This window comes from Acinetobacter sp. V115_6 (assembly GCF_031799025.1).
GTDB lineage: Bacteria > Pseudomonadota > Gammaproteobacteria > Pseudomonadales > Moraxellaceae > Acinetobacter > Acinetobacter pittii.
The window spans coordinates 1,456,994-1,472,464 of sequence record NZ_JAVQNO010000021.1 but is presented as its reverse complement, the minus strand read 5'-3'; the positions used below and the strand labels follow the sequence as shown (position 1 = coordinate 1,472,464).

General features: G+C 38.3%; 14 protein-coding genes. 12 read left to right on the top strand and 2 right to left on the bottom strand.

Going from position 1 to position 15,471, the window contains the following annotated elements; all coding sequences use genetic code 11:
* Positions 1–179: 179 nt before the first annotated feature.
* Both glnG and glnL read right to left on the bottom strand, forming a co-directional pair.
* Positions 180–1,673 (bottom strand): nitrogen regulation protein NR(I), encoded by a 1,494-nt coding sequence (gene glnG, locus RMA94_RS15365; RefSeq protein ID WP_002115702.1) that lies wholly within the window; start codon positions 1,671–1,673, stop codon positions 180–182.
* On the bottom strand, positions 1,660–2,769 hold the full coding sequence (gene glnL / locus RMA94_RS15360) for a nitrogen regulation protein NR(II) (RefSeq protein ID WP_002115631.1): 1,110 nt from the start codon (positions 2,767–2,769) through the stop codon (positions 1,660–1,662). Before glnL ends, glnG begins: the two co-directional genes overlap by 14 nt.
* Before the next feature lie 343 nt (positions 2,770–3,112).
* Here glnL and rimO point away from each other — a divergent pair, with 343 nt between their 5' ends.
* From rimO to lpxA, 12 genes are all read left to right on the top strand, one after another.
* A complete protein-coding gene (gene rimO, locus RMA94_RS15350) occupies positions 3,113–4,456 on the top strand; it encodes a 30S ribosomal protein S12 methylthiotransferase RimO (protein ID WP_032003820.1) in 1,344 nt (447 codons plus the stop codon).
* A 51-nt stretch (positions 4,457–4,507) separates the two neighbouring features.
* Positions 4,508–5,236 carry a UMP kinase gene (pyrH, locus tag RMA94_RS15345; protein ID WP_000852257.1) on the top strand — a complete coding sequence of 243 codons (729 nt, stop codon included), beginning with the start codon at positions 4,508–4,510 and terminating at the stop codon, positions 5,234–5,236.
* 84 nt (positions 5,237–5,320) lie between these two features.
* Positions 5,321–5,875, top strand: a complete 555-nt coding sequence (gene frr / locus RMA94_RS15340; RefSeq protein ID WP_002115638.1) for a ribosome recycling factor — start codon at positions 5,321–5,323, stop codon at positions 5,873–5,875.
* A 5-nt stretch (positions 5,876–5,880) separates the two neighbouring features.
* Entirely contained in the window at positions 5,881–6,633 is a 753-nt protein-coding gene (gene uppS / locus RMA94_RS15335; RefSeq protein ID WP_002115643.1) for a polyprenyl diphosphate synthase, read from the top strand.
* Positions 6,633–7,457, top strand: coding sequence for a phosphatidate cytidylyltransferase (locus tag RMA94_RS15330; RefSeq protein WP_017385994.1), 825 nt, complete (start codon positions 6,633–6,635; stop codon positions 7,455–7,457). The genes uppS and RMA94_RS15330 overlap by 1 nt, the downstream gene beginning before the upstream one ends.
* A complete protein-coding gene (gene ispC, locus RMA94_RS15325) occupies positions 7,458–8,654 on the top strand; it encodes a 1-deoxy-D-xylulose-5-phosphate reductoisomerase (protein ID WP_284090547.1) in 1,197 nt (398 codons plus the stop codon).
* Between the two features lies 1 nt (position 8,655).
* On the top strand, positions 8,656–10,011 hold the full coding sequence (rseP, locus tag RMA94_RS15320; RefSeq protein ID WP_044102158.1) for an RIP metalloprotease RseP: 1,356 nt from the start codon (positions 8,656–8,658) through the stop codon (positions 10,009–10,011).
* A gap of 36 nt (positions 10,012–10,047) precedes the next feature.
* Positions 10,048–12,558, top strand: a complete 2,511-nt coding sequence (gene bamA / locus RMA94_RS15315; RefSeq protein ID WP_311083698.1) for an outer membrane protein assembly factor BamA — start codon at positions 10,048–10,050, stop codon at positions 12,556–12,558.
* Positions 12,559–12,598: 40 nt separating this feature from the next.
* Positions 12,599–13,099, top strand: a complete 501-nt coding sequence (locus RMA94_RS15310) for an OmpH family outer membrane protein (RefSeq protein ID WP_014206985.1) — start codon at positions 12,599–12,601, stop codon at positions 13,097–13,099.
* Positions 13,100–13,103: 4 nt separating this feature from the next.
* Positions 13,104–14,174 (top strand): UDP-3-O-(3-hydroxymyristoyl)glucosamine N-acyltransferase, encoded by a 1,071-nt coding sequence (gene lpxD / locus RMA94_RS15305; RefSeq protein WP_014206984.1) that lies wholly within the window; start codon positions 13,104–13,106, stop codon positions 14,172–14,174.
* A 6-nt stretch (positions 14,175–14,180) separates the two neighbouring features.
* Entirely contained in the window at positions 14,181–14,666 is a 486-nt protein-coding gene (fabZ, locus tag RMA94_RS15300; RefSeq protein WP_002115603.1) for a 3-hydroxyacyl-ACP dehydratase FabZ, read from the top strand.
* The gene (gene lpxA / locus RMA94_RS15295) at positions 14,663–15,451 is read left to right on the top strand and encodes an acyl-ACP--UDP-N-acetylglucosamine O-acyltransferase (RefSeq protein WP_017385998.1); all 789 of its coding nucleotides are present in this window, start codon (positions 14,663–14,665) and stop codon (positions 15,449–15,451) included. The genes fabZ and lpxA overlap by 4 nt, the downstream gene beginning before the upstream one ends.
* Positions 15,452–15,471: the final 20 nt, after the last annotated feature.

The following is a 15,471-nucleotide window of genomic DNA, read 5'->3' as shown; positions in this document are numbered from 1 at the left end:
GCTGAACAGTAAGTGGCTAATTCAAAAAATAAACTAATACAAAATATAAGCTTAGAGTTGTTTGTAGAAGGGTTTGATGATGTAACCTTATGTTTACATTATATTTTAATGAAAAATCTGATTGGAAAACAAAGCGGCTAAGAATGACTTAACCGCTCTGAAGTTAAATAACCGGATTTCTAGGCTTCGGTCTGAGTCACCTTGTGCTCATCTTCTTCGTCATCATCTGCAGAATCCATTCCAAGTTCTTTTAACTTACGTGTTAAGGTATTGCGACCCCAACCCAATAATTCTGCTGCATGACGTTTGCGTCCACGTGTTTGTTGCAAGGCTGCGTTAATCAACGTGCGTTCAAACATTGGTGTGGCAATATCTAAAATTTTCATTTCACCATTTTTAAGCTTTTGAATAGCCCATTGATTTAGTAGTTCATCCCAATGGTGTAGAGAAATACGCTCAAAAGAAGGTGCCGGTTGACTAGAATCACTATTCTTTTGCAATGGAACTTGTTTGAGCTCAGAAGGTAAATCTTCAGGATAAACTTCGCGGCCAGTAATCATTACGGTTAGCCAGCGGCAAGTATTCTCAAGTTGTCGTACGTTACCCGGCCATGGTAACTGTTGCATATAGTCTGTCGTCTCGGTACGTAAGATTTTTGGACTTACGCCAAGCTCTTTACCTGCACGCGCAAGGAAATGCTGTGCAAGCATTGGAATATCTTCACTACGGTGGGCAAGCTTAGGAATATGAATACGAATCACATTTAAGCGGTGATATAAGTCTTCACGGAAGCGACCTTCATTTACCAGTTTCTCTAGATCCTGATGCGTTGCCGCAACAATTCGAACATCTACTTTAACGGGAATGTGTCCGCCTACACGATAGAACTCACCGTCAGCGAGTACGCGAAGCAATCGAGTCTGAGTTTCAAATGGCATATCACCAATTTCATCAAGGAATAATGTTCCGCCATTTGCCTGTTCAAAGCGTCCTTGATGCTGAGTATTCGCCCCTGTGAAAGCGCCTTTTTCATGACCAAACAACTCGGTTTCAATCAAGTCTTTTGGTATCGCAGCCATATTTAAGGCAATAAAAGGCTTTGCACGGCGTGGGGAGTGCTTGTGTAAGGCATGAGCAACTAATTCTTTACCTGTACCCGATTCACCATTAATTAAAACAGTAATATGAGATTGAGATAAACGACCGATAGCACGGAAAACCTCCTGCATTGCCGGAGATTCACCAATAATTTCTGTTGATTGAAGAGGTGAGGCTGTTTTTGTAGCTTCTTGCTGTTGTAGTTTATTAATGTGCAGGATCGCGCGATTGACTAAAGCTAAAGCTTCATCAATATCAAAAGGTTTTGGTAAATACTCAAATGCACCCGTTTGATAGCTTGATACAGCAGACTCTAAGTCAGAATGTGCTGTCATAATAATGACAGGTAAGTCTGGATGAGTGTTTTTGACTTTAGATAAAAAAGTTAAACCATCAATTCCAGGCATGCGGATGTCAGTTAAGATGACATCGGGAGCATCATGGTGCAAACGTTCAAGCGCAGTTTGAGCTTCTTCAAAATTGGTAACATCAAAACCTTCTTCTTTAAAGGTCTTTTCCAATACCCATCGCATGGCGCGATCATCATCAATAACCCATATTTTATTTCGCGACACGGTCTGACTCCCAAGGTAAATATAAGCTAAAAATTGTTTTTCCAGGAACAGATTGGCATTCAATCATTCCGTTATGTTGATGCATAATATTCTGTGCAATACTCAGGCCAAGCCCAGTACCTTTTGCTCGTCCAGTAACCAATGGATAGAATACTGACTCCAAAATACTTTCAGGAATGCCTGGTCCATTGTCCTCTATATCGACTCGCACAGTAGATCGATTCAGCACACCATTAATTGTGACAAGTCGTTGTATGCGTGTACGTAGAATTAACTCCGGTTCGTGATCTATAAAAAATGCTTTATTTTCTGTTATGGCTTGAATTGCGTTTACACTAATGTTGAGCATGACTTGTATTAATTGATCACGATCGGCATTAACATCGGGTAAAGACAAATCATAATCCCGTATAATTTTAATTTTCTTCTTTGTCTGGTTGGCGATAAGTGAACGCACTCGCTCCAAAGGCTCGTGTACGTTAACATTTTCATAACTTGGGAGTTGTCTAGACCCCAACATGGTATCTGCCAAGTTAGTTAAACGATCTACTTCATTAATAATGACATCTGTAAATTCAGCATAACTCTTATCATTCAAACTGCGTGCGAGTAATTGAGTTGCGCCACGAATACCTGCAAGTGGATTCTTAATTTCGTGCGCCACGCCACGTACAAGCTGCCTAGCGACCTGATGTTGTTGTACCAGATTTTCTTCTTTAGAAATCTTTAACATACGATCAATCGGGTTGAGCTCAATTAAGAGTAATGGGTGATAACTTTTACCAGCATTTAATTGAGAAACTGTGTAATCGACATGAAGGTCTTTAAAGTTGACATTAATAACCGCTTCTCGACGGGTATAAGGTTGCCCCGTTTTTATGGTGTTTAATAAAGCTTCATGTGTATTAAAAGTATCATCAGGCGCATGAAGTAGGTTTAAAACGGGCTGTCCTGAAGCTCGAAGCAAACTAATGTCAAATAGTGCTTCGCAGGCAGAATTTAAATAAAAAATGTTTAAGTTACTATCGATCAATAAAATCGCAGTAGTTAAATTGTCTACCAATAGGCGATAGTCGATAGGGTTGTGTTGATCCATTAGCGAATCGTTCCTGTCTTAAAATAGCGCAATGGCATCTTCATTGGTTATCGGATTTTCACCGTTATAGAACATGAACGATGCAAAATGTACGCCAACTTTGTTTATGGGTTATTTTAAAGTTTTAAAAGTATTTAAAAACGCGCTTAAATCGGTCTTTATATCGATTGATCAAAACTGATGGCTTGAATATAGATAATAACATGATCCAACTTGGTGCAAAGGTGAGTTTTGGTGCAAATGTTGGTCGTATTTTGGTGCATTACACAAAGAGTAGGCTTTCCACCTATGCTTGAGACAAGAAAAGACATACAATACGCGCATTCAAGTGGAGCGCAGATTCATGAAGACCCCCAAAGTCGGTTTTGTTTCTTTAGGTTGTCCTAAGGCATTGGTAGATTCTGAACGAATTTTAACTCAGTTAAAGACTGAAGGTTATCAAGTTGCATCAGATTATGATGGTGCTGATTTAGTTGTTGTTAATACCTGTGGTTTTATCGAATCTGCGGTACAAGAGTCGCTAGATGCAATTGGCGAGGCCATGAGTGAAAATGGTCGAGTAATCGTTACTGGATGCTTAGGTAAAGACGAAGACAAAATTCGTCAAATGCATCCAAATGTTTTAAAGGTTACTGGTGCAGCAGCTTATCAAGATGTAATGGAAGCTGTACATGAATATGTCCCAGCACCACCTAAACACAACCCGTTTGTTGATTTGGTTCCTGAACAAGGAATTCGCTTAACACCAAAACATTATGCCTATTTAAAAATATCTGAAGGATGTAACCACCGTTGTACCTTCTGTATTATCCCAAGTATGCGTGGCGATCTAGTATCGCGTCCAGTTGGAAGTGTACTGGAAGAAGCCGCTGCGCTTAAAAGAGCAGGTGTTAAAGAAATCTTGGTTATTTCCCAAGATACATCAGCTTATGGTGTAGATACCAAGTACAAACTTGATTTCTGGAATGGCCAGCCTGTTAAAACAAAATTCTTTGATATGTGTGAAGCACTAGGTCAACTTGGCATCTGGGTGCGCTTACATTATGTTTATCCATACCCACATGTTGATGCAGTTATTGACTTGATGGCACAAGGAAAAATTCTGCCATATCTTGATATTCCATTCCAACATGCAAGCCCGCGTATTCTTAAGTTAATGAAGCGTCCGGCTCACAGTGAAAATACACTAGAAAAAATTAAATTGTGGCGTGAAAAATGCCCGGAACTTGTAATTCGTTCTACATTTGTTGTGGGTTTCCCAGGCGAAACTGAAGAAGATTTTCAAATATTGCTCGATTGGTTAGTTGAAGCTGAACTTGATCGTGTTGGCTGCTTTACCTACTCACCAGTAGAAGGCGCTACGGCAAATGATTTACCCGATCATGTGCCTGAAGAAATTAAGCAAGAGCGTTACGAGCGCTTTATGCAAGTGCAGCAACAAATTTCTGCTGCTAAGTTGCAAAAACGTATTGGTCAAACGATGACTGTATTAGTCGATAGTTTGGAAGATGAATATCCTGTTGCTGTTGCACGTTCTTATGCCGATGCTCCGGAAATTGACGGTAATGTCTTTGTAGAAGATATCGATAAGAGCACTATTCAACCAGGCGATATGTTGGAAGTCGAAATCACCGATGCGGATGAATACGACTTATTTGCAAAGTTAATTAAAATTAAGTCGGTTTAATCGATAACGATTCAAAAAAGCATTCAGTTTAAGAGGTTTTGGAGCAAACTCATGGCGGAAACAATTAGCCCCCGTTATTCACGCATTTTATTAAAACTATCTGGTGAAGCATTATCAGGTAACAAAGACATGGGTATTGATGCCCAAGTTCTTGATCAAATGTCCCTTTCAATTGCTCACTTAGTTGGCTTAGGTGTGCAAGTGGGTATCGTTGTTGGTGGCGGTAACTTGTATCGTGGTAGTCAGTTGCAAAAAGATGGCTTGGTTGGTCGTGTAACAGGCGATCAAATGGGTATGCTTGCAACTGTAATGAATGGTTTGGCTATGCGTGATGCATTGGTTCGCCGTAATATCAGAACTCGTCTTATGTCTGCATTACCAATTGGTACAGTAGTTGAGTCTTATTCAAGTCGTGATGCTATTCGTCACTTGAGTCAGGGTGAAGTTTGTGTTTTTGTTGCTGGTACAGGAAATCCATTCTTTACGACTGATACGGCAGCTTGCTTACGCGGAATTGAAATTGAAGCAAATTTAATTCTAAAAGCGACCAAAGTTGATGGCGTATATAATAAAGATCCAAGTAAATACGAGGATGCAGTTAAATATGATCATTTAACCTTTGATCAGGTATTGGACGAAAAACTTGGTGTTATGGATTTGACCGCTATTTGTTTATGTCGTGACCATAATGTGCCATTACAAGTTTTTGATATGAATAAATCAGGCGCGCTATTGTCAGTAGTCATGGGCGAAAAAGAAGGTACGCGCGTTACTAAATAATGTACGTGTTGACGAAAGCTCTTTATACTAGCGCTAAATTAAATTTGTTAAAACATCCTTGAATAAATAAGTAAGGTAGATCATATGATTAACGATCTGAAAAAAGACAGCGAACAGCGTATGTTAAAAACTCTTGAGTCTTTGGAACTAGGGTTTGCTAAAGTTCGTACCGGCCGTGCACACCCATCAATCTTAAATGGGGTAATGGTTCCTTACTACGGTTCTGATGTGCCTTTAAATCAAGTGGCAAACGTTGGTGTTGAAGATTCTCGTACACTTCTTGTTCAGCCATTTGAACGTACAATGGTTTCAGCTATTGATAAGGCAATTCGTGAGAGTGATCTTGGTTTAAACCCGATTACAGCGGATGCCATTCGTGTACCTTTACCTGCATTAACTGAAGAAACACGTCGTGATATGCAAAAAATTGCGCGTAGCGAAGCTGAAAATGCAAAAGTTGCAATTCGTAATATTCGTCGTGATGTGTTAGGTGATATCAAAGCATTATTAAAAGAGAAAGAAATCTCTGAAGATGATGAGCGCCGTGCAGGTGATGATATCCAGAAAATCACTGACAAATATGTTGCAGAAGTAGACAAGCGTCTTGCAGCGAAAGAAGCAGAATTGATGAAGGTCTAAATTTTATGACCGATTCAGAAGAGTATCATCTTCCTAAGCATGTTGCCATCATCATGGATGGCAACAACCGCTTTGCAAAAAAAAATCAAATGCAAAAAGGTGATGGACATCGAGAGGGTAAAAATGTTCTTGATCCTATCGTTGAACATTGTAAAAAAACAGGTATTCGTGCTTTAACGGTTTTTGCATTTTCAAGCGAAAACTGGAATCGACCACAATTTGAAGTCGATCTGCTTATGAAGCTTCTTGAAGAAACTATTCATGAGCAAATACCTCGCATGAAGAAATTTAATATTGCTTTGCGTTTCATAGGTGATCGTTCTCGATTACCGTCACACCTAGTTGCCTTAATGGAAGATGCAGAGCAACAGACAGCACACCATAACACGATGACCTTAACTATTGCTGTGAGCTATGGTGGGATGTGGGATATTGCAAATGCAGCAAAACAAGTTGCTGAAGCGGTTTCCCGTGGTGAATTTGGTGCTGATCAAATAAATGTTGATTTGTTCGAAAAATATGTCAGTCTAAACGATCTGCCAGCTGTGGACTTATTAATCCGTACAGGCGGAGATTATCGCATATCTAATTTCTTGTTATGGCAAGCAGCATATGCTGAGCTGTATTTTACTGATACTTTATGGCCAGAATTTACAGTACAAGAATTCGATCATGCATTGAATGTTTTTTCAGGGCGTGAACGTCGTTTTGGTAAAACATCTGAACAAATTCAGCAAGAGAAAATAGAGAACTTATAATGTTAGAGCGGATTGTTACCGCATTGGTACTTGTCGCAGTTGTTTTAGGCTGTATGTTTGCTACGCAATCACATTATCCAATGTTGGTTCTTATGATTGTAGCAGCAGGGGTTGCGGGGTATGAATGGTATAAATTAATGCCCCATGAAACTGTCAATGCTGTAAAGCCAAAAGCTTGGTGCTACGGTCTGCTTGTTGCATTCGTTTCAGGCGTTGCTCTATTTTTCCATGATATTGCATTACTGTTGTGGTCAGCTTCAATTTTGACTTGGCTTGTAAGCGTTTATTGGGTCAAATCTTTTCCTGAATTTGATGGGTGGTATAACGCTACTCTATATGTAATTGGCATTATTTTAGTTTGTGCGGCGGTAACTTCAATTTTTGTTGTGTGGCAAAGTTCGCCATGGTGGTTAATGTATCTGTTCTTACTCGTGTGGGGTGCAGATAGTGGTGCTTACTTTGTTGGCCGTAAATTTGGTAAAAGAAAACTAGCACCAACCGTAAGTCCGAACAAATCAGTAGAAGGTTTGTATGGTGGTATTATCACGACCATACTGGTAATGTTGGTTGTGCAATATCAGTATCTAAATTTAACTTTAATTCAGCAAATCCTGTTTCTTATCTTGTCACTAATTACAGTATTCGGTTCAGTTTTAGGTGATTTATTTGAGTCGATGATTAAACGTCGTGCTGGTATTAAAGATTCTGGACGTGTATTACCTGGTCATGGTGGTGTTTTAGATCGTATTGATTCTTTACTTGCTGCAGCCCCGATCTTTGCAACGGGAATGTATATATTAAAACTTATTGGTGTAGATTTATAAATGACACAATCTGTTTGCATATTGGGTGTAACCGGTTCCATTGGGCAAAGTACCTTAAAAATTTTAAATCAACATCCTGATAAGTATTCAGTATTTGCAATTTCAGCTCATAGTCGAATTTCTGAATTGGTTGATATATGTAAACAATTTCAACCAAAAGTTGTAGTTGTTCCAAAGCAAAAAGTTGACGAATTAGCAGCTTTATTTGTAAAGAGTGAATTACAAAATATTGAAATTTTGACTGATCAGGAAGGGCTGGTAAGTATCGCATCTCACCCTAATGTTGATGTAGTTATGGCTGCAATTGTTGGAGCAGCTGGTTTATTACCAACATTGGCGGCTGTAAAAGCTGGTAAACGCGTATTGCTTGCTAATAAAGAAGCTTTGGTCATGTCTGGTGAAATCATGATGCAAGCAGCACGTGATCATCAGGCATTATTATTACCGGTAGATTCAGAACACAACGCTATTTTTCAGTCATTACCTCATAATTATTTAGAGGCTGAAAGAAATGGACAACCGCAACAGGGTGTATCAAGAATTTTATTGACTGCTTCAGGTGGACCATTTTTAAACCATTCGTTAGAACAATTAAAAAAAGTTACTCCTGCACAGGCTTGTAAGCATCCCAACTGGTCTATGGGACAGAAAATCTCAGTTGACTCAGCTACTCTTATGAATAAAGGGTTGGAGTTGATCGAAGCATGTCATTTGTTTTCAATATCTGAACATTTTGTTACAGTTGTTGTTCATCCACAAAGTATTATTCATTCTATGGTGCAATATGTTGATGGTTCAACATTGGCGCAAATGGGTAATCCAGACATGTGTACACCGATTGCCCATGCATTAGCATGGCCAGAACGTTTACAGACTAGTGTTCCTGCTTTAGATTTATTTGAGTATTCTCAGCTTAATTTTCAAGCACCGGATATCCAGAAATTTCCAGCACTTGATTTAGCCCGTCAGGCAATGCGTGCAGGAGGGCTGGCACCTACTATTTTAAATGCTGCAAATGAAGTTGCTGTTGCTGCATTTTTAAAGGAACAGATTGGATTTACAAATATCCCACAAGTGGTAGAGCATACTTTGCAAAAATTGGAAAACTCAGTTGCTGATAATATCGAGTCTATTTTGAATAAAGATGAAGTAGCACGACATGTAGCACAGCAGTATATATCAAGTATAGGAGGCTGAAATGAGCGCATTATTTATGATTGCAGCAGCAGCTCTCTTGCTCGGTCCATTAATTGCAATTCATGAGTTCGGTCATTATTGGGTGGCACGAAAACTTGGTGTTAAGGTTCTAGTTTATTCTATTGGTTTTGGTCCGACATTACTTAAGTGGACATCAAAAAAATCTGGAATTAAGTACCAACTTTCAGCTTTGCCTTTAGGTGGTTATGTAAAAATGCTCGATGAGCGCGAAGGTAATGTTGCAGAGCAAGATTTACCTTATGCATTTAACCGTCAAAAACCATGGAAGCGTATAGCAATTGTTGCGGCTGGACCTTTAATTAACTTGATTTTTGCTGTTTTACTTTTCTGGATTTTATTTTTACCAGCACAGGAACAACTAAATACAAGAGTGGGTAAAGTTATACCCAACTCGCCAGCAGCAATAGCTCAACTACAAGTAGGTGACAAGATTATTGCTGTTGACGGAAAGGAAACGCAAACTTGGGAAAAACTTAACTTTGCTTTGATTGATCGTGTAGGTGAAACTGGTAGCTTGAATATCGATGTAGATCGTGCAGGTACTGAGAAAAATATTATTTTGCCGATTAAAGACTTTTTAAAAAATCAGAATGAATCAGCTTTAGATGTATTAGGCTTTTTACCATATCGTCCCGTTATTCCAGCTATTGTAACCGAGTTGACTGCAGATGGAGCAGCAATTCGACAAGGAATGAAAGTCGGTGATCGTATTGTTTCAATTAATGGTCAAGTAATGAAAGACTGGTTTGATGTTGTGGAAGTTGTACAACATTCACCAGAAAAATTACTTGGTATTGATGTGTTACGTAATGGTCAGCTCGTTCATTTGCAAGTTATGCCTCAAGGAAAGCGTGACAATATGGGACAAGTGAGTGGGGTTTTAGGCGTAAAAAGTGACGCAGGAAAAATTACAATTCCTGACGAATATAAGCAAACAATTCAATATACTCCATTGCAAGCTTTCCAGATGTCGCTAGATAAGACTAGCCAAATCTCTAGCATGATATTGAGTTCAATAGTAAAAATGGTTAAGGGTTTAATTGGTCTAGAGAATCTTTCTGGACCAATTACAATCGCGAAAGTAGCGGGACAAAGTGCAGAAATGGGATGGCAGACTTTTATCTCATTTATGGCTTTAATGAGTGTAAGTCTTGGAATTTTAAATTTATTGCCAATTCCAATGCTTGATGGTGGACATCTCGTTTATTACATTATTGAAGCTATTCGTGGGAAGCCTGTTTCTGAACAAATACAAATGTTTGGTCTAAAAATTGGTATGGTACTGCTCGGTAGTATGATGCTTTTAGCTTTATTTAACGATTTTATGCGTTTGTAAACGTATATGGATTTATAACTTACTGGAAAAACTGGCATGCGGCACACACATTTTTTAATGCCTTTGGCACTTGTTAGCGCTATGGCAGCGGTACAACAAGCATATGCAGCTGATGATTTCGTTGTTCGAGATATTCGTATAGATGGTTTGGTCCGTCTTACTCCTGCAAATGTTTCTACCATGTTGCCAATCAACAGTGGCGATCGCGTTAATGAACCGATGATCGCAGAAGCAATTCGAACATTGTATGCCACTGGACTTTTTGACGATATTAAAGCATCAAAAGATAACGATACTTTAGTTTTTAATGTCGTAGAGCGCCCAATTATTTCAAAACTTGAATTTAAGGGTAACAAACTTATTCCTAAAGAGGCTTTAGAGCAAGGCCTCAAAAAAATGGGCATTGCTGAAGGCGAAGTTTTCAAGAAGTCAGCTCTGCAAACAATTGAAACTGAATTAGAGCAGCAATATACTCAGCAAGGTCGTTATGATGCTGATGTAACTGTTGATACTATAGCTCGCCCAAATAACCGTGTTGAACTTAAATTAAATTTTAATGAAGGTACGGCAGCTAAAGTTTTTAACATCAATATTATTGGTAATACTGTTTTTAAAGACAGTGAAATTAAACAAGCTTTCGCAGTGAAAGAAAGTGGCTGGGCTTCAGTTGTAACTCGTAATGACCGTTATGCTAGAGAGAAAATGGCAGCGAGCCTTGAAGCTTTGCGTGCGATGTATCTGAATAAGGGTTATATCAATTTTCATATCAATAACTCACAGCTTAATATTAGTGAAGATAAAAAGAATATCTTTATTGAAGTTGCTGTAGAGGAAGGTAGTCAGTTCAAATTTGGCCAAACCAAATTTTTAGGTGACGCACTTTATAAACCTGAAGAGCTGCAAGCTTTAAAAATCTATAAAGATGGCGATACCTATTCTCAAGAAAAAGTAAATGCTGTTAAGCAATTGTTATTGCGTAAATATGGTAATGCTGGTTATTACTTTGCAGATGTAAATGTCGTTCCGCAAATTAATAACGAAACGGGTGTTGTTGACTTAAACTATTATGTAAACCCAGGTCAGCAAGTAACCGTACGTCGTATTAACTTTACAGGTAATAGTAAAACTGCCGATGAAGTATTGCGTCGTGAAATGCGTCAAATGGAAGGCGCTTTAGCGAGTAATGAAAAAATTGATTTGTCTAAGGTTCGTTTAGAGCGTACTGGATTCTTCAAAACAGTTGATATTAAACCAGCTCGTATTCCAAATTCACCAGATCAGGTGGACTTAAACGTAAATGTTGAAGAACAGCATTCGGGAACTACGACGTTAGCGGTAGGTTACTCGCAAAGTGGTGGTATCACTTTCCAAGCAGGTTTGAGTCAAACTAACTTTATGGGAACGGGTAATCGTGTTTCGATCGATTTATCTCGTTCTGAAACTCAAGACTACTATAACTTAAGTGTTACCGACCCTTACTTCACGATTGATGGGGTAAGCCGCGGTTATAACGTTTATTATCGTAAAACAAAGCTAAATGATGACTACAACGTTAATAACTATGTTACCGATAGTTTTGGTGGTAGTTTAAGTTTTGGTTACCCAATTGATGAAAACCAAAGCCTAAGTGCTTCTGTCGGTGTTGATAATACTAAAGTAACAACTGGTCCTTATGTCTCTACTTATGTACGTGACTACTTAAAGGCAAATGGTGGGAAAACCACTTCAACAAGTACTTACTGCCTCGTTGACCTTGAGAAAGATCCAACAACAGGATTGTATAAGTGTCCAGATGGCAAAACTTCTGAGCCTTATGGAAGTGCATTTGAGGGTGAGTTCTTTACTTATAATTTGAATTTAGGTTGGTCATATAACACATTAAACCGTCCAATTTTCCCAACTTCAGGTATGTCTCATCGAGTAGGACTTGAAATTGGTTTGCCGGGTAGTGATGTCGATTACCAAAAAGTAACTTATGATACACAAGCATTTTTACCAATCGGTAATTCAGGTTTTGTATTGCGTGGTTATGGTAAGCTTGGTTATGGTAATGATTTGCCATTCTATAAAAACTTCTATGCGGGTGGTTATGGTTCTGTTCGTGGTTATGACAACAGTACCTTGGGGCCGAAATATTCAAGCGTGAATTTACAAGAAGAAGGCAAAAATGACTCTTCTCCAGAAGAAGTTGGTGGTAATGCTTTAGTTCAGTTTGGTACAGAGCTTGCTTTACCATTGCCATTCAAAGGAGATTGGACTCGCCAAGTACGACCAGTTCTTTTTGCTGAAGGTGGTCAAGTATTTGATACTAAATGTGATGTTGGCTCTTATTCTATGATGATGAATGGCCAAGAAATTCCAAATGCTAAAAAATACTGTGAAGACAATTACGGTTTTGATTTAGGCAATATGCGTTATAGCGTAGGTGTTGGTTTCACATGGATCACTATGATTGGACCATTATCTCTTAGCTATGCATTCCCGTTAAATGACAAGCCTGGTGACGAAACTAAAGAGATTCAGTTTGAAATCGGTCGTACTTTCTAAGTACGACTTGACTAAACATGCAATAAGGACACAAATTAAGATGAAAAAATTAAATATATTAATGTTAGGATTAGGCCTTACAGTTTCTGCTATGACTAATGCAGCTGGTTATGGTGTTATTGATCTTGCTAAAGTTGTTGAAAGTAGTACTTATTTAAAACAACAAAATGCAAGTTTAAATCAATCTGTTAAACCAACAACAACTCGTCTTGAGCAGTTGGGTAAAGAGTTAGAAGGTCTTCAACGTCAAGCCCAAACCCAAGGGCAAAAAATGAAAGAAGATGATATTAAGAAGCTTCAGACTCAATATCAGTCAAAATTAAATGAATTCAACTCAACTCAACAAGGTTTGCAATCTAAAGTTCAAACTAGTTTGCAAGGAATGAACTCAACTTTCGAGAGTCGTGTGAAGCAAGCAGCTGAACAATTACGAAAAGAAAATAATCTTGACTTCATTTTGAATAAAAATTCGACCGTTGCCTATGACGCTAAATATGATTTAACTGATAAAATGATACAAAAGGTTAATTCAATGAAATAAATTAATGAAAGTGCAACATTATCGTTTAGATGAACTAGCTCACCTAGTGAATGGTGAGTTAGTCGGTGCGGGTAGTCTTCAATTCATAAACCTAGCAAGTTTAGAAAATGCTGAACCTTCTCATATTACTTTCGTAAATGGCGAAAAGTATATCGATCAAGCAAAGGCTAGCCGTGCGGGTGCGTACATTGTTACAAGCTCTATTAAAGAACAGCTTACTGATAAACAAAATTTTATTATTGTTGATAATCCATATTTGGCTTTTGCCATCCTTACCCATGCTTTTGATAAAAAGATCACATCAATAGGTATTGAAAGTACTGCTCAAATTCATCCTTCCGCAATTATTTCTGAAAAAGCATATATTGGCCATTACGTTGTAATTGGTGAAAATTGTGTAGTAGGTGAGAACACGATTATTCAGTCTCATACTCGTCTGGATGATAATGTGGAAATTGGAAAGGATTGTTTTATCGATTCTCATGTCACCATTACTGGCGGTTCTAAATTACTTGATCGTGTTCGAGTTCATGCAAGTACTGTAATTGGTAGTGAAGGCTTTGGCTTTGCACCATATCAAGGTAAATGGCATCGTATTGCACAATTAGGTTCAGTTATTATTGGTAATGATGTCCGTATTGGATCAAATTGTAGTATTGATCGAGGGGCACTAGATAATACGATTTTGGAAGATGGGGTAATTATTGATAATCTTGTGCAAATCGCACATAACGTTCATATTGGTTCCAATACAGCTATTGCTGCTAAATGTGGAATTGCTGGAAGCACTAAAATTGGCAAAAACTGTATTCTTGCAGGAGCTTGCGGTGTGTCTGGTCACCTTTCAATCACTGATAATGTGACTTTAACTGGAATGTCAATGGTCACAAAAAATATTTCTGAAGCTGGTACCTATTCTTCAGGAATTGGATTATTTGAAAATAGTCATTGGAAAAAGACAATTGTACGCTTGCGACAATTAGCAGATGTGCCATTGACCCAAATCACTAAACGACTTGATCATATACAAGCTCAAATAGAGTCTCTTGAATCAACTTTTAATTTGCGTAAATAGAATATTATGACCGAGTCAACTACACCTAAATTTGCCATCCCTGAATTACCAATGCAGATTCAAACGATTCGTCAATATTTGCCGCATCGTTACCCATTCTTATTGGTTGATCGTGTGACTGAAGTTACTGACAATAGTATTGTTGGTTATAAAAATGTTTCTATCAATGAAGAGTTCCTACAAGGACATTTCCCAGAATATCCGATTATGCCAGGTGTCTTAATTGTAGAAGCATTAGCTCAAGTTTCGGGCGTTCTAGGTTTTATTATGAACAATGAGACGCCAAAACCGGGTTCTTTATTCCTCTTTGCTGGTGCAGAAAAGGTTAGATTTAAAAAACAAGTAGTTGCTGGCGACCAACTTGTATTAAAATCTGAATTAGTAATGCAAAAACGCGGTATCTACAAATATAACTGTACGGCTACCGTTGACGGTATTGTAGCAACAACCGCTGAAATTATGATTTCACACCAAAAAACAGAGCAGGCATGAGCAATCACGATTTAATTCATTCTACGGCCATTATTGATCCATCTGCAGTGATTGCCCCGGATGTCCAGATAGGACCTTATTGTATTATTGGTCCAAATGTGACGATTGGCGCTGGTACTAAATTACATTCACATGTTGTAGTTGGTGGTTTTACCAAAATTGGTCAAAATAATGAGATTTTCCAGTTTGCAAGTGTTGGTGAAGTTTGCCAAGACTTGAAATATCAAGGTGAAGAAACTTGGTTAGAGATTGGAGATCATAATTTAATTCGTGAGCATTGCAGTTTACATAGAGGAACTGTACAAGATAATGCTTTAACTAAAATAGGTAGTCATAACTTATTGATGGTTAATACGCATATTGCACATGACTGTATTGTTGGTGATCATAATATTTTCGCAAATAATGTTGGTGTTGCTGGACACGTTCATATCGGTGACCATGTCATTATTGGTGGTAATTCGGGAATTCATCAATTCTGTAAAATCGATTCTTACAGTATGGTTGGTGGAGCATCTTTAATTTTAAAAGATGTGCCAGCTTATGTTATGGCATCTGGTAATCCAGCACATGCGTTTGGTATTAATATAGAAGGTATGCGCCGAAAGGGTTGGTCTAAGGATACAATTCAAGGCCTTAGAGAAGCTTATAAATTGATTTTCAAATCAGGCCTGACTTCTGTTCAAGCTGTTGAGCAGATTAAAAATGATATTCTTCCAAATGTTCCAGAAGCTCAATTATTAATTGACTCTGTTGAGCAGTCAGAACGTGGTATTGTGCGTTAACCCGAGATATTCAAAAAAAG